Source organism: Acinetobacter sp. 22301 (assembly GCF_052045285.1).
Classification (GTDB): Bacteria; Pseudomonadota; Gammaproteobacteria; order Pseudomonadales; family Moraxellaceae; genus Acinetobacter; species Acinetobacter pittii.
This window is the reverse complement of sequence record NZ_JBQEOR010000014.1, coordinates 19,134-36,220: the sequence shown is the minus strand read 5'-3', so window position 1 is coordinate 36,220 and position 17,087 is coordinate 19,134. Positions and strand designations below refer to the sequence as shown.

19 protein-coding genes are annotated in these 17,087 nt (G+C 41.1%); 9 read left to right on the top strand and 10 right to left on the bottom strand.

Annotated elements, in window-relative coordinates; translation table 11 throughout:
* Positions 1-2: 2 nt before the first annotated feature.
* The 5 genes from ACTJJH_RS16620 to gcvA all read right to left on the bottom strand — a co-directional run bounded on the left by ACTJJH_RS16620 (position 3) and on the right by gcvA (position 4,730).
* Positions 3-848 carry a biotin-independent malonate decarboxylase subunit beta gene (locus ACTJJH_RS16620; protein WP_032034693.1) on the bottom strand — a complete coding sequence of 282 codons (846 nt, stop codon included), beginning with the start codon at positions 846-848 and terminating at the stop codon, positions 3-5.
* Positions 841-1,140: a malonate decarboxylase subunit delta gene (locus ACTJJH_RS16615; protein ID WP_019458882.1), complete on the bottom strand. Its 300-nt coding sequence runs from the start codon at positions 1,138-1,140 to the stop codon at positions 841-843. The genes ACTJJH_RS16620 and ACTJJH_RS16615 overlap by 8 nt, the downstream gene beginning before the upstream one ends.
* A 2-nt stretch (positions 1,141-1,142) precedes the next feature.
* Entirely contained in the window at positions 1,143-2,027 is an 885-nt protein-coding gene (locus tag ACTJJH_RS16610) for a triphosphoribosyl-dephospho-CoA synthase (protein ID WP_440601470.1), read from the bottom strand.
* Complete coding sequence (gene mdcA, locus ACTJJH_RS16605) at positions 2,027-3,706, bottom strand: malonate decarboxylase subunit alpha (protein ID WP_440601469.1); 1,680 nt, start codon at positions 3,704-3,706, stop codon at positions 2,027-2,029. The genes ACTJJH_RS16610 and mdcA overlap by 1 nt, the downstream gene beginning before the upstream one ends.
* 109 nt (positions 3,707-3,815) lie before the next feature.
* Positions 3,816-4,730 (bottom strand): transcriptional regulator GcvA, encoded by a 915-nt coding sequence (gene gcvA / locus ACTJJH_RS16600; RefSeq protein ID WP_001087994.1) that lies wholly within the window; start codon positions 4,728-4,730, stop codon positions 3,816-3,818.
* Between the two features lie 184 nt (positions 4,731-4,914).
* Between gcvA and ACTJJH_RS16595 the strand changes: the two genes are divergently transcribed.
* Both ACTJJH_RS16595 and ACTJJH_RS16590 read left to right on the top strand, forming a co-directional pair.
* Positions 4,915-5,589, top strand: coding sequence for a cupin domain-containing protein (locus ACTJJH_RS16595; RefSeq protein ID WP_000905130.1), 675 nt, complete (start codon positions 4,915-4,917; stop codon positions 5,587-5,589).
* 9 nt (positions 5,590-5,598) lie between these two features.
* Positions 5,599-6,786, top strand: a complete 1,188-nt coding sequence (locus ACTJJH_RS16590) for an MFS transporter (protein WP_078220666.1) — start codon at positions 5,599-5,601, stop codon at positions 6,784-6,786.
* Positions 6,787-6,794: 8 nt separating this feature from the next.
* Here ACTJJH_RS16590 and ACTJJH_RS16585 read toward each other — a convergent pair whose 3' ends face one another.
* Together ACTJJH_RS16585 and ACTJJH_RS16580 are read right to left on the bottom strand one after the other, a co-directional pair.
* Positions 6,795-7,388, bottom strand: a complete 594-nt coding sequence (locus tag ACTJJH_RS16585; RefSeq protein WP_440601468.1) for a GNAT family N-acetyltransferase — start codon at positions 7,386-7,388, stop codon at positions 6,795-6,797.
* Between the two features lie 42 nt (positions 7,389-7,430).
* Positions 7,431-8,066 carry an FMN-binding negative transcriptional regulator gene (locus tag ACTJJH_RS16580; RefSeq protein WP_440601467.1) on the bottom strand — a complete coding sequence of 212 codons (636 nt, stop codon included), beginning with the start codon at positions 8,064-8,066 and terminating at the stop codon, positions 7,431-7,433.
* Between the two features lie 114 nt (positions 8,067-8,180).
* Here ACTJJH_RS16580 and pdxR point away from each other — a divergent pair, with 114 nt between their 5' ends.
* Positions 8,181-9,671, top strand: a complete 1,491-nt coding sequence (pdxR, locus tag ACTJJH_RS16575) for a MocR-like pyridoxine biosynthesis transcription factor PdxR (protein WP_320124855.1) — start codon at positions 8,181-8,183, stop codon at positions 9,669-9,671.
* A 7-nt stretch (positions 9,672-9,678) separates the two neighbouring features.
* Here the strand turns inward: pdxR and ACTJJH_RS16570 are convergent, their stop codons facing one another.
* Together ACTJJH_RS16570 and ACTJJH_RS16565 are read right to left on the bottom strand one after the other, a co-directional pair.
* Positions 9,679-10,368 carry an LrgB family protein gene (locus ACTJJH_RS16570; protein ID WP_032062653.1) on the bottom strand — a complete coding sequence of 230 codons (690 nt, stop codon included), beginning with the start codon at positions 10,366-10,368 and terminating at the stop codon, positions 9,679-9,681.
* Between the two features lie 12 nt (positions 10,369-10,380).
* Positions 10,381-10,812 (bottom strand): CidA/LrgA family protein, encoded by a 432-nt coding sequence (locus tag ACTJJH_RS16565; RefSeq protein ID WP_019458873.1) that lies wholly within the window; start codon positions 10,810-10,812, stop codon positions 10,381-10,383.
* A 110-nt stretch (positions 10,813-10,922) separates the two neighbouring features.
* On the opposite strand from ACTJJH_RS16565, the gene ACTJJH_RS16560 reads away from it, so the two are divergent.
* The 3 genes from ACTJJH_RS16560 to yghU all read left to right on the top strand — a co-directional run bounded on the left by ACTJJH_RS16560 (position 10,923) and on the right by yghU (position 13,461).
* Positions 10,923-11,828 carry a LysR family transcriptional regulator gene (locus ACTJJH_RS16560; RefSeq protein ID WP_440601466.1) on the top strand — a complete coding sequence of 302 codons (906 nt, stop codon included), beginning with the start codon at positions 10,923-10,925 and terminating at the stop codon, positions 11,826-11,828.
* Positions 11,829-11,941: 113 nt separating this feature from the next.
* Positions 11,942-12,568: a glutathione transferase gene (gene yfcF / locus ACTJJH_RS16555; RefSeq protein WP_032034672.1), complete on the top strand. Its 627-nt coding sequence runs from the start codon at positions 11,942-11,944 to the stop codon at positions 12,566-12,568.
* A 32-nt stretch (positions 12,569-12,600) separates the two neighbouring features.
* Positions 12,601-13,461 carry a glutathione-dependent disulfide-bond oxidoreductase gene (gene yghU / locus ACTJJH_RS16550; RefSeq protein ID WP_440601465.1) on the top strand — a complete coding sequence of 287 codons (861 nt, stop codon included), beginning with the start codon at positions 12,601-12,603 and terminating at the stop codon, positions 13,459-13,461.
* Positions 13,462-13,498: 37 nt separating this feature from the next.
* Here the strand turns inward: yghU and ACTJJH_RS16545 are convergent, their stop codons facing one another.
* Complete coding sequence (locus ACTJJH_RS16545; RefSeq protein WP_440601464.1) at positions 13,499-14,419, bottom strand: LysR substrate-binding domain-containing protein; 921 nt, start codon at positions 14,417-14,419, stop codon at positions 13,499-13,501.
* Positions 14,420-14,544: 125 nt separating this feature from the next.
* Between ACTJJH_RS16545 and ACTJJH_RS16540 the strand changes: the two genes are divergently transcribed.
* The 3 genes from ACTJJH_RS16540 to epsC all read left to right on the top strand — a co-directional run bounded on the left by ACTJJH_RS16540 (position 14,545) and on the right by epsC (position 16,989).
* On the top strand, positions 14,545-15,282 hold the full coding sequence (locus tag ACTJJH_RS16540) for an SDR family oxidoreductase (protein ID WP_057085939.1): 738 nt from the start codon (positions 14,545-14,547) through the stop codon (positions 15,280-15,282).
* Positions 15,283-15,519: 237 nt separating this feature from the next.
* The gene (locus ACTJJH_RS16535) at positions 15,520-16,029 is read left to right on the top strand and encodes a rhodanese-like domain-containing protein (protein ID WP_000992245.1); all 510 of its coding nucleotides are present in this window, start codon (positions 15,520-15,522) and stop codon (positions 16,027-16,029) included.
* Between the two features lie 18 nt (positions 16,030-16,047).
* Complete coding sequence (epsC, locus tag ACTJJH_RS16530; protein ID WP_080631121.1) at positions 16,048-16,989, top strand: serine O-acetyltransferase EpsC; 942 nt, start codon at positions 16,048-16,050, stop codon at positions 16,987-16,989.
* Positions 16,990-17,087 lie beyond the last annotated feature (98 nt).

The window sequence follows — 17,087 nt, the reverse complement described above, 5'->3', positions numbered from 1 at the left end:
GCTTACTCTCCTTGATACAAAGCTTGAACTTGTGCTGGGGTAATCTGCTCAGCAGTATCGACTTGTTGTAGCTTCACTAAATAGAATGAATAATTTGAACTACGATGCTGCTGAGGCACGCCTTGAGTTAAATAATCGATGACTTGCTCACGAATTTTCTGGCGATCATCGTCAACATAAGCATCTGCCAAACCACTAGCGTAACGCTGATTACCACCAGCAATACTCCATATAAATGGACGATCTTTGGCGTTATATTCTTGTACACCAGCTTCTTGTTCAATTACTTGCGGGCCATTTAAGCCTAAACGTCCTTCTTTTGTCATTACAATGTAGCTACATAGGCCAGCCGCAATTGACATACCGCCGAAGCACCCTACACTGCCTGCAACTACAGCAATGACGGGTTGATACTGACGTAAGTTCACAATGCCAGCCTGAATTTCAGCAATTGCAGCCAAGCCTAGATTTGCTTCTTGTAAGCGAACGCCACCCGTTTCCAACAATAAAATTGCAGCTGTTGGAATGCCTTTAAGATTGTCTTCAACCGCAAGTTCTAAGGCACCCGCAATTTTGGCACCACCCACCTCACCTAAACTGCCACCTTGAAATAAACCTTCAATAGAAATTAAAACTACTGGCTGTTCTTGAATAGTTCCCTTTGCAATCACTACACCATCATCGGCTTGCGGCACAATATTCTGCTTAACGAGCCAAGGCGACATAATACGGGCAAATGGGTCGAGTAACTCTCGAAAAGTCCCTTCATCTAATAATGCTTTGGCACGTTCTCTTGCGCTGAGTTCAATAAAATCTTGTTTATTTAATAAGCTCTCAATATCAGTCATGAGCAATCTCCTCTAATGCTTGTTCCAGACGTAAGCGAACGACACCGGGAGTTGCACCAAAGTCATGAATATCAATATTGACCGCTGGTGGTATTTGAGCGGTAAAAATCCGTTCAAAAAGATTGTGCCAACGTGCTGCACTGCCATCTACCGAAGTTACTACCTGAATAGAAGTTTTTCCTGTTTCACCAGGTTCCATCAAAATTTCTAAATCGCCCGAGCCAACACATCCTACCAATGCTTTTTTTACAGGTGGCTCTGTCGCCACAAATTCAAAATGAAGTGTTTCCATCATCAAAATCCCTCTTTATTTTTTAAAGATGACTGCTGAGCACGATCTATAAACAAGGTTGCTGCCAACAAATCTGCACCACCACCAGCAGAAGCTTTCATCCGAAGCAGATCAATCTCTAAAAGATGTAAAGCACGTCGACCTTCCAAGCTTGAGCTACCGCCCAAATCGAGAACTTGCTGAGCACCTTGTTGCATACGCTTTAAACCATTTGTTCCAGATCGATAAAGCACACATGTATCGTTCAGATCGGTCATCATGGCAAGTAAGGCATCTAAGCGAGCGAACTCTTCTTTCATAGGTTTACTACGACTTTGGTAAAGCTGCTTTAAACCAAAATTCACAATAGTTGGAAAACCTTGTCGTGCCTGTTCTTTCGCACCTAAGATGCCTAATTTTTTCTGTACTTGTTGACCATGGCTTAAAGCCTGCTTCGGAATAAAGCGATCTTCAAGCTGGGCAATCTGGCCCGCTAACTGGCATAACTCAACAGCCGATAAGTACTGTTGATTCGTGCGCGACAATGCTGCTGCCGTAACCATTAAACCCAAGGCCCAAATTGCACCGCGGTGTGTATTTACGCCATTTGTTGCCAACATCATGGTCTTTTCACCTTGGCGGCCAATTTCTCCAATACCTTCACGTAAGGCTAAACAGACTTTTCCGTGATGTATGGCTGCTTGGGCCATTGCCTCAAACATTGGCCTTAAACTTTTTGCAGAGCGCTCCATTAATTCCAAAGTCAGGTCGTTGTGTGCACCACTGCCACGGCGATCAACCAAGGCGGGCTTCGGCGTTAGATTCACTTCATCAATTAACGCTTCGACCGCCATATCTGCCAAAAGCTGACTATCGCTGAGCGTTTGATATTGAACTTGTGCCATCATTACCAACTCCTGAATTTTGCAGGGGGTTGATATAAGCCATCTGACCATGTCACCAAGTCGGCAATATTTTTTGCAGCTAAAAGTTCACGTGTTGCATCGGTGCGCCGAATACCTAAATCTTCAGGGAATACCACCAAGCCTTCGCTTCTTAAGCGTGCTGTTGTTTTAGGGTCTTGAGTTAAACCAATACTGGTCACACCTGCTACCGCAGCAATCATAGCTTGACGTTCTTCTTGGCTGCTTGCTTTATATAGATAAGCAATGCCTTCTTCGGTGAGTAAATGGGTCACATCATCGCCATAAATCATGATCGGTGCTAAAGGTAGGCCTGCTGTTTTAGCCACATCAATCGCATCAAGACGTTCTACAAAAGTTGGCTTACCACCCTCTTGGAAGGTTTCCACCATTTGAACAACTAACTTTTTACCACGTGCCAAATAGGTCTCTGTTTCACTGGCACCTTGCAAACGCATATCTAACCATGCTGGCGTATCGTGACGACGTCCACGCGGATCATGCCCCATGTTTGGCGCTCCACCAAAACCAGCTAAACGTCCTTTGGTGACAGTTGAAGAATGCCCCATTCCATCAACTTGCAAAGTTGCGCCAATAAACAAGTCAACGGCGTACTGACCTGCAAGCTGACACATCATACGGTTGGAACGTAAAGCGCCATCACGACCTGTAAAGAACACATCAGGACGAGCTGCAACATATTTCTCCATACCGAGTTCGGTACCAAAACAATGCACGCTTTCAACCCAACCTGTTTCAATCGCAGGAATTAAGGTTGGATGTGGATTCAGAGTCCAGTTTCGGCAGATTTTTCCTTTTAAACCTAAAGATTCACCATAGGTCGGTAAAATCAGTTCAATCGCCGCAGTGTTAAAACCAATGCCATGATTTAACGATTGTACATTATGCTTTTCATAAATTCCGCGAATTGCCATCATCGCCATGAGCACATGCACTGGCTTGATATGTTTCGGGTCTCGAGTAAATAACGGTTCGATATAAAATGGCTGATCTGCGACCACCACATAATCCACCCAAGAGGCAGGAATATCGACACGGGGTAACTCTGAGACGTCATCGACCAGTTCATTGACCTGAACAATCACGATACCGTCACTAAAAGCAGCAGGTTCAATAAGGGCTGGAGAGTCTTCGGTACTTGGGCCTGTATAGATATTGCCTTGACGGTCTGCCATAAAGCCCGCTGAGAGCACCACATTTGGAATGAGGTCGACTACCAAACGTGAATATAGTTCGATATAGGTATGAATCGCACCAATCTCTAGTAAACCATCTTCAATTAACTGACTAATACGCAAACTTTGTGGGCCAGCAAAAGAAAAATCGAGTTTACGCGCAATGCCTTTTTCAAACAGATCAAGATGTTCTGAACGCCCTACGCTTGGCATGATCATATGCAAATCATGCAAAATATCTGGATTGGTTTGAGCCAAAGAGCGCGATAAAAAATCAGCCTGCTTTTGGTTATTCCCTTCGAGTACAACTTTGTCACCCGGTGTAATTAAGGTTTCCAAAACTTTAATAATTTCTTGAGTTGGAATCACCACACCATCGGTATATTGGTTTGCCATCTCTAGTTTTAGTTGTTTGGCATGACGCCGCTTTGTCCATAATCGTTCTTTATTCTGAACTGATCCTTCCATGTACTTACCTATAGATCGCAGTTTTGTTCTGAATCTATAAAAACGCTTTATGGAATTTCGATCAATCAACCTACTTCGTTAGTTATTAACTTCAGGTTAACGATTAATTTTATATTCGATGAATTTCTTCAAAAAACCAATCTAGACAGATTTTGACTTTGGGTAAATTTGCGTATTGTGGTCGGTACACCAAATAATAAGAAAAGGGCGATGAGAAGTGAATTTGAGGAAATAATCGTATCAAACGTCCGGTTTGTATATCTTTTTGCACCATAACACTACGCGCTAACGCAACACCATGTCCTTCCATTGCAGCCTGTAAAACTGCAGATGAACTGTTGATTTGCATACCACGGCTAATATTAATGTCATTCAAACCTACACTTTTTAGCCAAGATTGCCACCCCGGAAATTGTTGATGTTTTTCCATCGAAAGATCATGAATTAAAGTGATATTCTTTAGATCGTTCGGCGTTAAAAGCGATGAATGTTCATTTAAAAATGTAGGCGAACATACGGGATAAACCTCTTCATCCATAAGTTTAACGGCTTCTAAACCTTGCCATTGTCCTTGACCATATCTGACACCCACATCGACTTTTTGCTCTAAAAAATCTACGGCTTTAAGGTTAATGTCTAAACGAATATCAATATCTGGATATTGTTTTTGAAAATGATCAATTCTTGGTAATAGCCATTTTTCAGCAAATGCTGGACTGACCGCAATATTAAGCACACCTGATAGAGAATCTTGCTTTAATTTTTCTAAAGCCAAAGTGAGCTTATCAAAACCCGCACGAATATCCGGTAAAACCGATTCAGCCAGTTCAGTAGCGACCAGCCGATTTTTACCGTTAGTTTGCCGATGAAACAACGGAAAGCCTAACCAATCTTCGAGTGTACGTACCAATTGCCCCACTGCGGCCGGAGTAACATTTAACTCTTTTGCTGCAGCAGAAAAACTTTTGTGTCGTGCACTGGCTTCAAAAGCACGAAGTGCATTCAAATAAACTGGTGAATTCATAGCGCTAAAGTTTTTCTTTATTGGGTAAGTAGATTATCTCATTTGTACTTATAAATCTTTATTTCTAAAATACTCTGTAATCTCTTCATAACGATTAAATTTTTACATCTTGAGTAGGCTTGCTCACTCACTTTATTTATTTTGTTATTGAATAAAGAGAATTGCCTTTAGGAGGAGAGTATTCATGTTGATCCATGCCGATTTTTCACAGGCTGTGATTATCAAACCTGAAGACTATCACTGGGTGAAATCTCCCCGTGGGGAAGTTGATCGTGTCATGCTCGATCGTATTGGCGATGAAGTAGCCCGTGCAACCAGTTTGGTGAAATATGCACCCCATACAACCTTCCCTGAACATCGACATCATCATGGTGAAGAAATCCTCGTACTTTCAGGCGTATTTACTGAAAATCAAAATCAGCACTACCCTGCTGGATGGTATTTACGCAGTCCCCATCAGTCGGGACACCAACCATCGAGTGAAGAAGGTACATTGATTTTTGTCAAACTTATGCAAATTCCTACGTCAGAAACGCAAACCTTACGGATCAATACCAACGACCCAGCACAATGGCAAGAAATAGGTTCGCGTTTAATTTGCACATTGGTTGATGCAAGTTATGAACACACTTATTTAGAAAAACTTAAGCCGCAGCAACTTTTTACTGAAAAAGCTGAGGGTGGAATCGAAATTTTGATTACCCAAGGTCAATTAGTTGATAAAGAAATAGTTTATGAAACTGGCACATGGATACGCCTACCACCGAAAACACATGCACATTTTCAAACTGGTTTATCTGGCGCTTCTCTTTATGTAAAAACCGGACACCTAGCCTCAGCCATTGCTGAATATAATTAAAGGCTCTTTATGCTTCAAAATACCATGCACCGCCAAGTATTAATTTTGGCGAGTTCCCAATCACTTTTCCAAACCGTTTCTGTCATGGTCATGACCATTGGTGGCTTGGCTGGGGCAAATATTGCAAACACCCCCACACTTTCAACGTTGCCCATCGCCTCTATGTTTTTGGGTACGGCCTTAATGATGTTTCCGGCCTCAATATTAATGGCACATATTGGACGGCGTAACGGTTTTCTATTCGGTGCTTTTTTAGGTGTGCTCGGCGGCATTATTGCATCAATCGGCATTTTTTATAGCTCACTCATGCTTCTGGCTTTGGGTACGCTATGTGTCGGGGCCTATCAATCCTTTGCTCAGTTTTACCGTTTTGCTGCCAGTGAAGTGGCAAATGATGCGTTCCGCTCACGCGCTATTTCTTGGGTAATGGCAGGTGGAATTGTTGCAGCACTGATTGGCCCAACTTTAGCACGCTTCGGCGGACCTTTATTCCAGCATTTAGAATATATCGGTTCATTTTTAATTATTAGTATCATCTCACTTGTGGCAATGGGCATTTTATCTAACCTACATATTGCCGATACAGTTGAGCAGAAATCCAACTTTACTGCTGGTCGTCCATGGCAACAGATTGTCTTTCAACCTACCTATTTAGTTGCTTTATTTGGCGCAATAACAGGTTATGGCATCATGATTTTAGGTATGACTGCCACACCAATTGCTATGCGACATTCACACCACGAACTTGGATCGATTACGACAGTCATTCAGCTACACGTGCTTGGTATGTTCCTACCTTCATTCTTTACTGGACATTTAATCGCTCGATTTGGTGTGCTTAAAATCATGTTTGCAGGTCTTTTATTATTTGCCTGCTATATCGGATTTGCTCTCTCAGGTATTCAGTTCGCATCTTTTGCTATTTCTTTAATTTTATTGGGTGTGGGATGGAACTTTTTATTTATTGGCAGTACTTCTTTACTCACAGGAACTTATTCTGTGGCTGAAAAAGCTAAGGCCCAAGCCATTAACGATATGACGGTTTTTGTTGTCGGCTTAATTTGTTCTTTTAGTGCAGGTGCTTTTCTGGATTTATTTAGCTGGGAAGCAATGAATATAGCGTTAATACCATGGTTGGTGATTGCCGCAGCTTCTCTCTTCTGGCTAAGCCAAAAAAGAGAAAAACAGCTTGCTTAAAATTCCTTTTAGCGCGGTTTATTCAACATCCATTCCAGATTTTGGCGAACCGCAGGCCACTCATGTTTTAAAATGCTGTAAACGTGAGTGTCCCGCAAAATATCATCTTTTACAATTTGATGGCTTCTTAGCACACCGTCTAGCTTTGCACCCAAACGTACGATCGCGGCTTGACTTTGAACATTTAAAGAAGATGTGCGTAACTCAACCGCAATACAGTTTAAAGTCTCAAATGCATGAGCCAGCAATAGCTTCTTACATTCAGTATTTACAGGCGTACGCTGTGCAGACTTTCGGTACCACGTCGAACCAATTTCTACACGGCGATGTGCTTCTTCAATATGCATTAGTGTTGTCATGCCCAGCGCTCGTCCCGTTTTTCGGTCTTCAATATAAAATGGCAACATAGAGCCGGATTTTTGCAAATCAAGACGTCTTTCAATTTCAGCAGTCATCTGTTCAGGTCTTGGCACACGGGTATACCAAAGATTATGGAGTTCCCCATCGCAAACGGCCTCTTTGAGCGCTTCAGCTTGAGTTACATCTAGCGGCTTTAAAATAACGTGCTCACCCACTAATTCAACAGGTGTAGTCAAAGACATCTTTATCTCCTCAATTGATATTAAGCTTTTATATTTTCAAAATTATTTATTTAAATCAGCCACACTGTACATGGCATTCGCTATGGTTTGATGACCAGATTTCGATAGGCCATCTGCCGCGCCTAAAATGTCTCGGCGTTCTTTGTTTTGCCCAAGTTTTGATTTTCCTTGCAGCTTAGTAATTTCAATTTCTATTCCCACAATCGTCTTTAACATTGGTTCAAGATAGTCCTTTGGTGCATCGGACATTTTCCATGGTTCAGGTTGAGATGCTTCATGAGTACGGGTTAAACGAGCCACAACACCACGGACGTAACGTTCATCATCGCGAATCGTCACTTTGCCATATGCATGCACAACCCTATAGTTCCACGTCGGTACTTGTCTGTGCTGTTCATGTTTAGATGGATACCAGTTTGGTGAAATATAAGCATCGCCTGCTTGAAAAACGACCAATACCTCATCTCCATTTTTAATGTCCTGCCAAACAGAATTATTTCGTGACACATGGGCATGTAGCATGCCAAATTCCCCTTCATTTTCCTGCAACTCGAATGGAAGATGATTTGCATTTAAGCCATTACTTCCATGAGTAAAAAGCACTCCAAATGGATGTTCTGCAATAAGAGAATGCAACACATCCAAACGGTTTTCTGCAAAATCATCAGGGATATACATGACTAAAACCTCACTATAAATATCAGGGTTATTTATATTTTATGTTGTAAATTTTCTGGTTTCTGTGGTTTATTAAAAAGAACCACTTTGTATTTTATTAAGTAGACCAGAATTATGGCAAGAATGGCAAAAGTTGTTGAACTTCCGTCTATTGCAAAGATTGATAAAAGCCAAGGAAAGATAAGTGCTCAACTGACTCAAGCTTTACGCGAAGCTGTACAAAGTGGTGATTTACAGCCCGGCGATCCATTGCCTTCTTCACGCGAACTGGCTTTAACCCTAGGTGTCGCTCGCGGAACCATTATTGAAGCTTACGATCAGCTTTTAGCTGAAGGTGTGTTTGACTCTCAACCACGAACTGGCACTTATGTGTCTCATTCTTTGGTTAAAACATCTGTAATACAACATTCATCAAAAGAAAATAAACCTAACTCGATATCTTTGACCAAATCGGCACGTTCTTATGCCAAAGTGCTTGATGAATTTAAGCCACTTCCTCATGTTCCTTTTGCGGTATCTGTCCCCGTCGGTCGTACTCAACCGAGCGACATCTGGCGTAAATTTGGTAATAAATATAGATCACGAGGTGCAGGGATTCCTTCGGGTTATGGCGAACCTCAAGGCGTGTTATCACTAAGAGTCGCTATAGCAGACTATGTCCGACGGTCACGCTCTGTCCACTGCGAACCTGACCAAATTGCGATTACTCCCGGTATTCAGCAATCACTTTATATTTGTAGCCAGATTTTATTTGAAGCAAAAGATGAAGTCTGGATAGAAGATCCAGCTTATCGGGGTACAACAGCCATTTTTGAACATGCTGTACAAAATATTCGAATGGTGCGTGTTCCTGTCGATGAAGAAGGTATTCAAGTTGAAACCGGAATTAGACTTTCGAAAAATGCACGTGCCGCCTTCGTGACACCCTCTCACCAATATCCACTTGGCATGCCGATGAGTCTAGCAAGACGCACTGCTTTATTGGCTTGGGCAAAACAGCAAAATGCATGGATCATTGAAGATGACTATGACAGCGAACTCCGTTATAACGGTCAGCCCTTCCCATCTTTACAAGGCATGGCACCCGACCAAGTCATTTATCTGGGTACTTTCAGCAAAGTACTATTTCCTTCCCTTAGACTTGGCTATGCAGTATTACCTAAAGAATTGGTAGCACCTTTTTGTGGGCTTAGAGTCTTAATTGATCGACATCCACCTGCAGCTGACCAGCACGTTTTGGCTGCTTTTATTCAAGAGGGTTATTTGGAACGACATATTCGACGTACTCGAAATGTCTATGCAGAAGTTCGAGAATACATTATTGGCTTGATTGAAAAATACATACCTCGAGAACTGGCTTGGTTACAGCCAGGCGATCAAGGCATGCATATGGTGTTATGGCTTGCTCATCATATTAATGACATTAAAGTTGCAAGCTCGGCAGTCGATGCAGGCATTGCCATTAAAGCAATTTCACCGACATTTTCAAAAGAGCAACAACGTCCGGGTTTAATTGTTGGCTTAGGGGATTTTGAACCCGAACTAATGAAACAAGCCATAAAAAAACTATCAAAGATTATTCAACAACATGGCAAGCTGACTTAGACAAGACCTACAACAGCAACCATAGATGAATCGCAAATGGCCCAATCAGTACCATTAAAATACCGGCAATGACCATGGTTAAACTGGCAATCACCCCTTCTTCACTATTGCGCTGCTGTGCTCTAACTGTACCAAAACCGTGGGCTGCATTTCCGAAAGCTGCCCCATTTGCTACATTAGAACGGATTTTAGTAATCGCTAAAATTGCATCGCCGCAAATCATACCGACCAAACCAGTAATGACTGTAAATAGTGAAACCAAAGCTGCCGAACCGTGAATATCTTCCGCTAAAATCATGGCAAATGGAGTTGAAATAGAACGTGCCATTAAACTATTGGTCACTTCCGGGCTAAAGTGGAACCACTGTGCCATTTCATAGGCAGACATCACACCTACACTCATCCCCACAATAATCGCAATCGAAAGGACCCCAAGGTTTTTACGAATCGTTTCCCGATAACGATAAATCGGTACAGCAAACGCAACTGTTGCAGGCCCTAATAAATTAACAATCCACTGCGTATCTTCAGCATAAGTTTGATATGAAATTCCAAAAATCGTCATCAAAATGATGGTGAGTACAGGCACACTAATCGCGGGTGACAACCAAAGTTTTGGATTTTTCTGATAGATCCGCTTTGCCACAATATAGGCTGCCAAAGTCCAGATCAGACAAAGAATTGACCAGATATTCATGTCGTTTGCTCTTTAGATATGCTTATGTTGAAGACGTTTTCGAGCCTGTAAATAAGCTTTCAAACGATTGTAATAGTGAATCGTCAGGCACGTACTGAGCATGACCGAAATGGTCCCAACCGCAATGCTCAAAACAATTTGCCACCCTTCGGTCATAAACAAGGTCTTATACTGAACTACGGCAACGACTACAGGCACAAAAAACAGTAATAGCTCACCTAAAACAACAGTTGCTCCCATTGCCACCTGATCCATTTTGATAATTTTAAAGAACAGGCATAAAAGCAATAAAAACATACCTAAAATGCCTGCCGAGACAGGTACGCCAAGTTTTTGATGTAAGAGATATCCGACCCACCAAAATCCAGCCAAAATCAAAATTTGTTTAACTAACACGAATAGTGAAGGTTGTGTGGGTGTTCCAGAAGCAGATTCAGTACTCATTTTGCGAAATTAGATGGTTAACTACACTATTATGCTAGCTTGGTTAGACCTGCTAAATATGAATTATTCATGTTAATATTATTCCAAAATGGAATAATTTATTCTTTATTATGCTTTCTCTAAAATCACTACAGTGCTTCGTTACGCTGGTCAAAACTAAAAGCTTTACACGTACTGCTGAAGAGTTGTATCTGACTCAACCGACTATTAGTAAAATATTACAGCAGCTTGAAGAGCAGCTTCAGGTACAGCTTTTAGTTAAACCTGATCATGGACGAAAAAGACAAATTGAACTAACTGAAATTGGAGAGCGGATTTATCAACATGCGATTGAGCTTCTTCAGGCAGAACAGAACATCTTTCTTGAAATTGAAAACTATCAACAATTAAAAACAGGAACTTTAAAACTCGGCGTTCCACCTTTAGGCTCACAGCTTCTGACGACTGCCCTGTTTGATTATCATCAGCAATTACCAGATATTGAATTGGCTTTTATGGAGGTTGGTTCACGCGGTATTGAACAGGCTTTACTCAATAATGAGGTAGACGTTGGCGTTTTATTGCAGCCTTTTGATGAGCAAACTTTTAATAGCATCGAGTTATGTAACTACCCTTTAATGGTACTTTTACGTCGTGATGCGACTTGGGCAACCCGCAAAAAAATAAATCTAGAAGAGCTACAACACCAATCATTTTTAATGTTTCCAGAGAATTTTTCTTTAAACAGTATTATTCTCAATGCATGTAAGCAGCATGGTTTCTACCCAACCATTGCGTGCCGGACCAGCCAATGGCACCTCTTAGCAGACATGGTGTTACAACGTATGGGGATCGCGCTTCTTCCTCAATATTATACCGACATGCTTGACCCGACTTTATTTGCAGCAGTGCCACTCGAAAAACCAAATATTCAATGGCACTTAGTCATGGCTTGGAAAAAAAATCTTCCTGTTTCACCAGCAGTACAAGCTTGGCTTAGCATTGTCCGTCAACATTTTCAGCACATTAAGCCCTAACGTTGAAATAGCTTAATTCAAAAACCGATAAAGCTTTTCCACAAAAAAGCTACCCAATCTTGGATCAGCTCACTTAGACTAGATCCGATTGTTTTATGACATGGACAATAACAATGAATAACGAGCATTTTAAGCTGTATACAGATTCACAATTTCTAAGTCCCTATGCATTTACAGTTTTTGTAGGGCTACATGAAAAACAAATTCCATTTGAAATAGCGACCATCAACTTAGGCCAGCAAGGCCAGTTTGAAAAATCTTATGTAGAAAAGTCATTAACTGCCAAAGTGCCTGTACTCGAACATAACGATTTTGCCTTATCAGAATCTTCTGCCATTTTGGAATATCTTGAAGAACTTTATCCAAACACATCTATTTATCCAAAAGATATTCAAGCACGCGCAAGAGCAAGACAAATTCAGGCATGGCTCAGATCGGACTTAGTTGCATTAAGAACTGAGCGTCCAACCGATGTTATTTTTATTCAGCCCACCTTCACTCCACTTTCAGAAGAAGGCAAAAAAGCAGCCGAGAAACTTTTCTTTGTTGCAGAAAAACTTCTTGCGTCTGATGCTGAATTTCTTTTTGGTTCATGGAGTATTGTGGATGCTGAACTTGCCCTGATGTTGCAACGCCTTATTCAAAATGGTGATGCTGTACCACAGCGTTTAAAAACCTATGCATTACAGCAATGGCAACGTCCGAGCGTACAAAAATGGCTTGCCTTGCGAAATAACTAAGCCTTTTATTTACACCAAACATGAGATAAAAAATGAGTGATTCAAACTATATTCCTCCACAAGTTTGGCAATGGACTGGAGAAAAAACCGATTTAAACCAACCTAGCTCAGGTGCGCGTTACGAGCATACACTTCCAGTAGGAAAACATCCGCTCCAACTCTACTCTTTAGCAACGCCTAATGGTCAAAAAGTTACTATTTTGCTTGAAGAGCTTTTAGCGTTAGGACATAAAGATGCTGAATATGATGCTTGGCTGATTAAAATCGGAGAAGGACAGCAATTTGGCAGTGGCTTTGTAGAAATTAATCCCAACTCTAAAATTCCAGCATTGGTTGACCATAGCCAAAACCCGCCATTAAGAGTATTTGAATCTGGCTCAATTTTGCTTTACTTGGCTGAAAAGTTTAAAGCGTTTATTCCGACTGATATTGCTGCACGTACTGAATGCCTCAATTGGTTATTCTGGCAAATGGGCAGTGCACCTTACTTAGGTGGTGGTTTTGGACATTTTTATGCTTATGCCCCTGTTAAAATTGAATATGCGATTAACCGCTTTGCAATGGAAACAAAACGCTTACTTGATGTATTAGATCAGCATCTGGCAAAAAACGAATATTTGGCTGGTTCTGAATATAGCATCGCTGATATTGCAGCGTTCCCTTGGTATGGCGGTCTTGTTAAAAACTGGGTATATAACGGCGCGGAGTTTTTAGGTGTCGATCAATATAAAAATGTTCAACGTTGGGCAGATGCGATTTTAGAGCGCCCTGCGGTACAACGTGGCCGTATGGTCAATCGTACTTTTGGTGATTTAACTACGCAGTTGCATGAACGCCATGATGCGAGTGATTTTGAGACCAAGACTCAAGATAAATTGCAGAATCAGTCTTAAAAATATCATTTAGTTTTTGACTTACCCGCAAGATATTTCATTTTTGCGGGTATTCAAAGTTGGCAAAATAGCCCGTGTATAACTCACTCAGCCAAGCGACAAAAACGCGTACGCGTGGCGAGAGCTGCCGATGCTGCGGATATAAAGCAGAAACTGACATCTTCGGGATTTCCCACTCCGATAAGACCTCAACTAGTTGCCCGTCTTTTAACTCATTTGCCACATGATAGCGTGGGACCTGAATTAAGCCAGCCCCTTGTAAGGCAGATAATACATAGTTTTCAGCGTCATTTACCGCGATCCAGCTTTTCAAAAAATAATCTTGTTTTTTGCTATTCACCATCAATTCAAATGGGTAATTTCGCCCGCCTGATGTTGAAAAGAAATTGACACAATAATGTGATAATAAATCTTCTGGTTGCTGTGGCGTTCCATGTTTATTTAAATAGTCAGGACTTGCACAAATGACTTGTGGCATATCGACCAAATGTCTAGCAATTAAAGTGGAATCATCTAAACGGCCCGCTCTCACCACACAGTCTATCCCTTCCCTAATCAGATCAACCAAGCGATCACCTGTACTGATTACCAGTTCAATGTCGGGGTATAACTCGTGAAATTGATCGATATTGGGTAAAACAATTTTAGTCGCATGAGCGCCTGATAAATCGACACGTAATAAACCACGGGGCTGAGCAATTACATTGCGTAAAGATGATTCGGCATCATCGAGTTCCGATAATATTTGTGTGCAGCGTTCATAAAATGCCTGTCCATCTAGTGATGGCCTTACATGCCGAGTCGTCCGCTCTAGTAAACGGCACTGTAAATTACTCTCTAACTCTTTAATGGCATTACTTGCTGTAGCACGTGGGATATTTAGCTGATCGGCTGCCTGACTAAAACTACCCAGCTCTACGATGCGGGTAAAAAGTTGCAAGGTATCAAATTTATCCATGGTGCTCGCTTTTAACTCTACCTATTATTAATTTATATGGAATTATCTTATCTAATTTTGATGATTTATCCCATATTTCTATATTATTAAAATAAGCCATACTTACTCAAACAGGCAATCTAAAAATGAATATTTCAAGAAAAACAGCTCTGGTTACTGGCGCATCACGTGGTATTGGCCGTGCTATTGCAGAACGCTTAGCTCAAGATGGGTTTTATGTAATTATTAATTATGCTGGCAATAAAGCGCATGCCCAAGCCACTGTAGAACACATTATTGAGCAAGGTGGTCAAGCCTTAGCTATTCAAGCGGACATTGCAAATGAACATGAGGTGAGCCGTTTATTTCAAGAGGCAAAGGCCATTAATGGTCAAGTAGATGTGGTAGTTCATAGTGCCGGTATTATGCCTATGGCAAAAATTACACCTGAAAGCCTGCCAGATTTCGATAAAGTGATTCATACCAATTTACGTGGCTCGTTTTTAATATTGGCGCATGCGGCCGAAACAGTGCCAGATGGTGGTCGGATTATTGCGCTTTCAACCAGTGTAATTGCCAAATCTTTTCCGGCATATGGTCCTTATATTGCTTCAAAAGCAGGTGTCGAAGGTTTGGTACATGTGTTAGCAAATGAGTTACGTGGACGAAATATCACTGTAAATGCAGTTGCACCCGGCCCGACAGGCACTGACCTTTTTTACAATGGAAAAACTGAAGAGCAAGTGGCAGCTATTGCAAAACTTGCTCCATTGGAACGAATCGGAACACCTGAAGAAATTGCTGGCGTAGTGGCCATGCTGGCTGGTCCAGATGGGGGCTGGGTAAACTCTCAAGTCATTCGGGTAAATGGTGGGTTTGCTTAATATTTAAAACCGTGTAGGTTATTTTAATCTGCACGGTTTTTACTAAATAATAAAATTTCTTAAATCTATTTTATTTTAATAACTTTATAAGATTAACTAATACTATTTTATATAAAATATTTACCGCTCTTATTTATCAAAATAATATATATAAATAGATATTCCTTATTTTTGCTTATATTTAAAAACGCGTAAATTGAACCTTAACAATCTGAATCAAAGATAAGGATATATTCAATGAACGCTAAATTAAATACTGAAACTCCGCAAAGTTTTATCTCAAATGGTTCAAATACGTCCTTTTCAGCCGAAGATATCCTTGCTAAAGCACAGCAATATGCACAAGAACACGAATTAAATTTTAGTGGCAGTTTATCACCTGTTGATGCATGGCAGCTCGTACAACAAGGCGAAGCTGTTTTAGTTGATGTACGTACCAATGAAGAACGTAAATTTGTGGGTTATGTCCCTGAAAGTGTTCATGTCGCTTGGGCAACAGGCACATCGTTTAACCGTAATCCACGCTTTTTAAAAGAACTTGAATCAAAAGTTGGCAAAGACAAAACCATTCTTTTGTTATGTCGTAGTGGCAACCGTTCAGCACAGGCAGCAGAAGCCGCATTTAATGCAGGTTTTGAGCACATTTATAACGTTCTTGAAGGCTTCGAAGGCGACCTAAATGATCAGCAACAGCGTAATCAGAAAAATGGCTGGCGCATCCACCAACTTCCTTGGCAACAAGACTAATACTTCAATCAATTTTCAGTGAATCAAGGAAAGCTTGTGACTCAATGGAACATTAATGCGGTTGTACAAGGTTTACAACAAGCAAGGCATGACTGGCGTCAGCAACAGCACAGAACAAAAGAATTTGGAGGCCGTGAACTTCCATCTAAAGAAGCTTTAAAAGTCATTTTAGATGACTTGTGTGGAATTTTATTTCCAATGCGTTTAGGCCCTGCTGACTTACGTCAAGAAACTGAAGATTCTTATATTGCCTATACTTTAAATCGGGTGCTGACAGCCTTACATGCTCAAGTGCAACTGGCTTTGAATTATGAAGCAAAACGTCATTTAGGTCATTCAAGCCCAGTGCAGCACCCACAAGAATTTGCTCAAACAATTGTGCAGGATTTTGCCAACACCTTGCCCTCTATACGACGTCTTTTAGACGGCGATGTGCGTGCTGCTTATGAAGGTGATCCAGCAGCACATAGTGTAGATGAAGTATTACTCTGCTATCCGGGCATATTTGCGATCATTTATCACCGAATTGCGCATCAACTCTATGCCCAAGTGCCTTTATTGTCTCGCATTATTTCCGAGTTGGCTCACTCTGCAACGGGTATTGATATTCATCCGGGTGCGCAAATTGGCAAAGGATTCTTCATCGATCATGGTACGGGTGTAGTGATTGGTGAAACTAGTGTCATTGGGGAACGTGTTCGTATTTATCAAGCAGTGACTCTTGGAGCAAAACGCTTTGAAACCAATGATGATGGCGCTTTGAAAAAAGACTATACACGCCATCCAATTGTTGAAGATGATGTCGTGATTTATGCAGGCGCCACTATTTTAGGCCGTATTACCATTGGCCGAGGGTCAATTATTGGGGGGAATGTCTGGCTTACACATAGTGTTGCTGCAGGTAGTCAGATTTTACAGTCTCCTAATGAGTCTTATCAAAAAAATCATATAGCCGGTTAAAAACTATAGATGTGAAATAAATAGATAAGGAGATAAATAAACAAAGAACGTGCAGATTAATAAAATGCTTATTTCTAGTTTAAATATATTTTTATTTA

What these genes read in the sequence shown, in the direction of transcription:
- ACTJJH_RS16615 (WP_019458882.1), bottom strand. Translation starts at nt 1,140, where the DNA reads ATGGAAACACTTCATTTTGAATTTGTGGCGACAGAGCCACCTGTAAAA.
- ACTJJH_RS16585 (WP_440601468.1), bottom strand. Translation starts at nt 7,388, where the DNA reads ATGTCTTTGACTACACCTGTTGAATTAGTGGGTGAGCACGTTATTTTA.
- yghU (WP_440601465.1), top strand. Translation starts at nt 12,601, where the DNA reads ATGAGTGATTCAAACTATATTCCTCCACAAGTTTGGCAATGGACTGGA.
- ACTJJH_RS16545 (WP_440601464.1), bottom strand. Translation starts at nt 14,419, where the DNA reads ATGGATAAATTTGATACCTTGCAACTTTTTACCCGCATCGTAGAGCTG.
- ACTJJH_RS16580 (WP_440601467.1), bottom strand. Translation starts at nt 8,066, where the DNA reads ATGTATATCCCTGATGATTTTGCAGAAAACCGTTTGGATGTGTTGCAT.
- ACTJJH_RS16535 (WP_000992245.1), top strand. Translation starts at nt 15,520, where the DNA reads ATGAACGCTAAATTAAATACTGAAACTCCGCAAAGTTTTATCTCAAAT.
- ACTJJH_RS16565 (WP_019458873.1), bottom strand. Translation starts at nt 10,812, where the DNA reads ATGAGTACTGAATCTGCTTCTGGAACACCCACACAACCTTCACTATTC.
- gcvA (WP_001087994.1), bottom strand. Translation starts at nt 4,730, where the DNA reads ATGAATTCACCAGTTTATTTGAATGCACTTCGTGCTTTTGAAGCCAGT.
- ACTJJH_RS16570 (WP_032062653.1), bottom strand. Translation starts at nt 10,368, where the DNA reads ATGAATATCTGGTCAATTCTTTGTCTGATCTGGACTTTGGCAGCCTAT.
- ACTJJH_RS16590 (WP_078220666.1), top strand. Translation starts at nt 5,599, where the DNA reads ATGCTTCAAAATACCATGCACCGCCAAGTATTAATTTTGGCGAGTTCC.
- ACTJJH_RS16595 (WP_000905130.1), top strand. Translation starts at nt 4,915, where the DNA reads ATGTTGATCCATGCCGATTTTTCACAGGCTGTGATTATCAAACCTGAA.
- yfcF (WP_032034672.1), top strand. Translation starts at nt 11,942, where the DNA reads ATGAATAACGAGCATTTTAAGCTGTATACAGATTCACAATTTCTAAGT.
- ACTJJH_RS16610 (WP_440601470.1), bottom strand. Translation starts at nt 2,027, where the DNA reads ATGATGGCACAAGTTCAATATCAAACGCTCAGCGATAGTCAGCTTTTG.
- ACTJJH_RS16620 (WP_032034693.1), bottom strand. Translation starts at nt 848, where the DNA reads ATGACTGATATTGAGAGCTTATTAAATAAACAAGATTTTATTGAACTC.
- mdcA (WP_440601469.1), bottom strand. Translation starts at nt 3,706, where the DNA reads ATGGAAGGATCAGTTCAGAATAAAGAACGATTATGGACAAAGCGGCGT.
- ACTJJH_RS16560 (WP_440601466.1), top strand. Translation starts at nt 10,923, where the DNA reads ATGCTTTCTCTAAAATCACTACAGTGCTTCGTTACGCTGGTCAAAACT.
- ACTJJH_RS16540 (WP_057085939.1), top strand. Translation starts at nt 14,545, where the DNA reads ATGAATATTTCAAGAAAAACAGCTCTGGTTACTGGCGCATCACGTGGT.
- pdxR (WP_320124855.1), top strand. Translation starts at nt 8,181, where the DNA reads ATGGCAAGAATGGCAAAAGTTGTTGAACTTCCGTCTATTGCAAAGATT.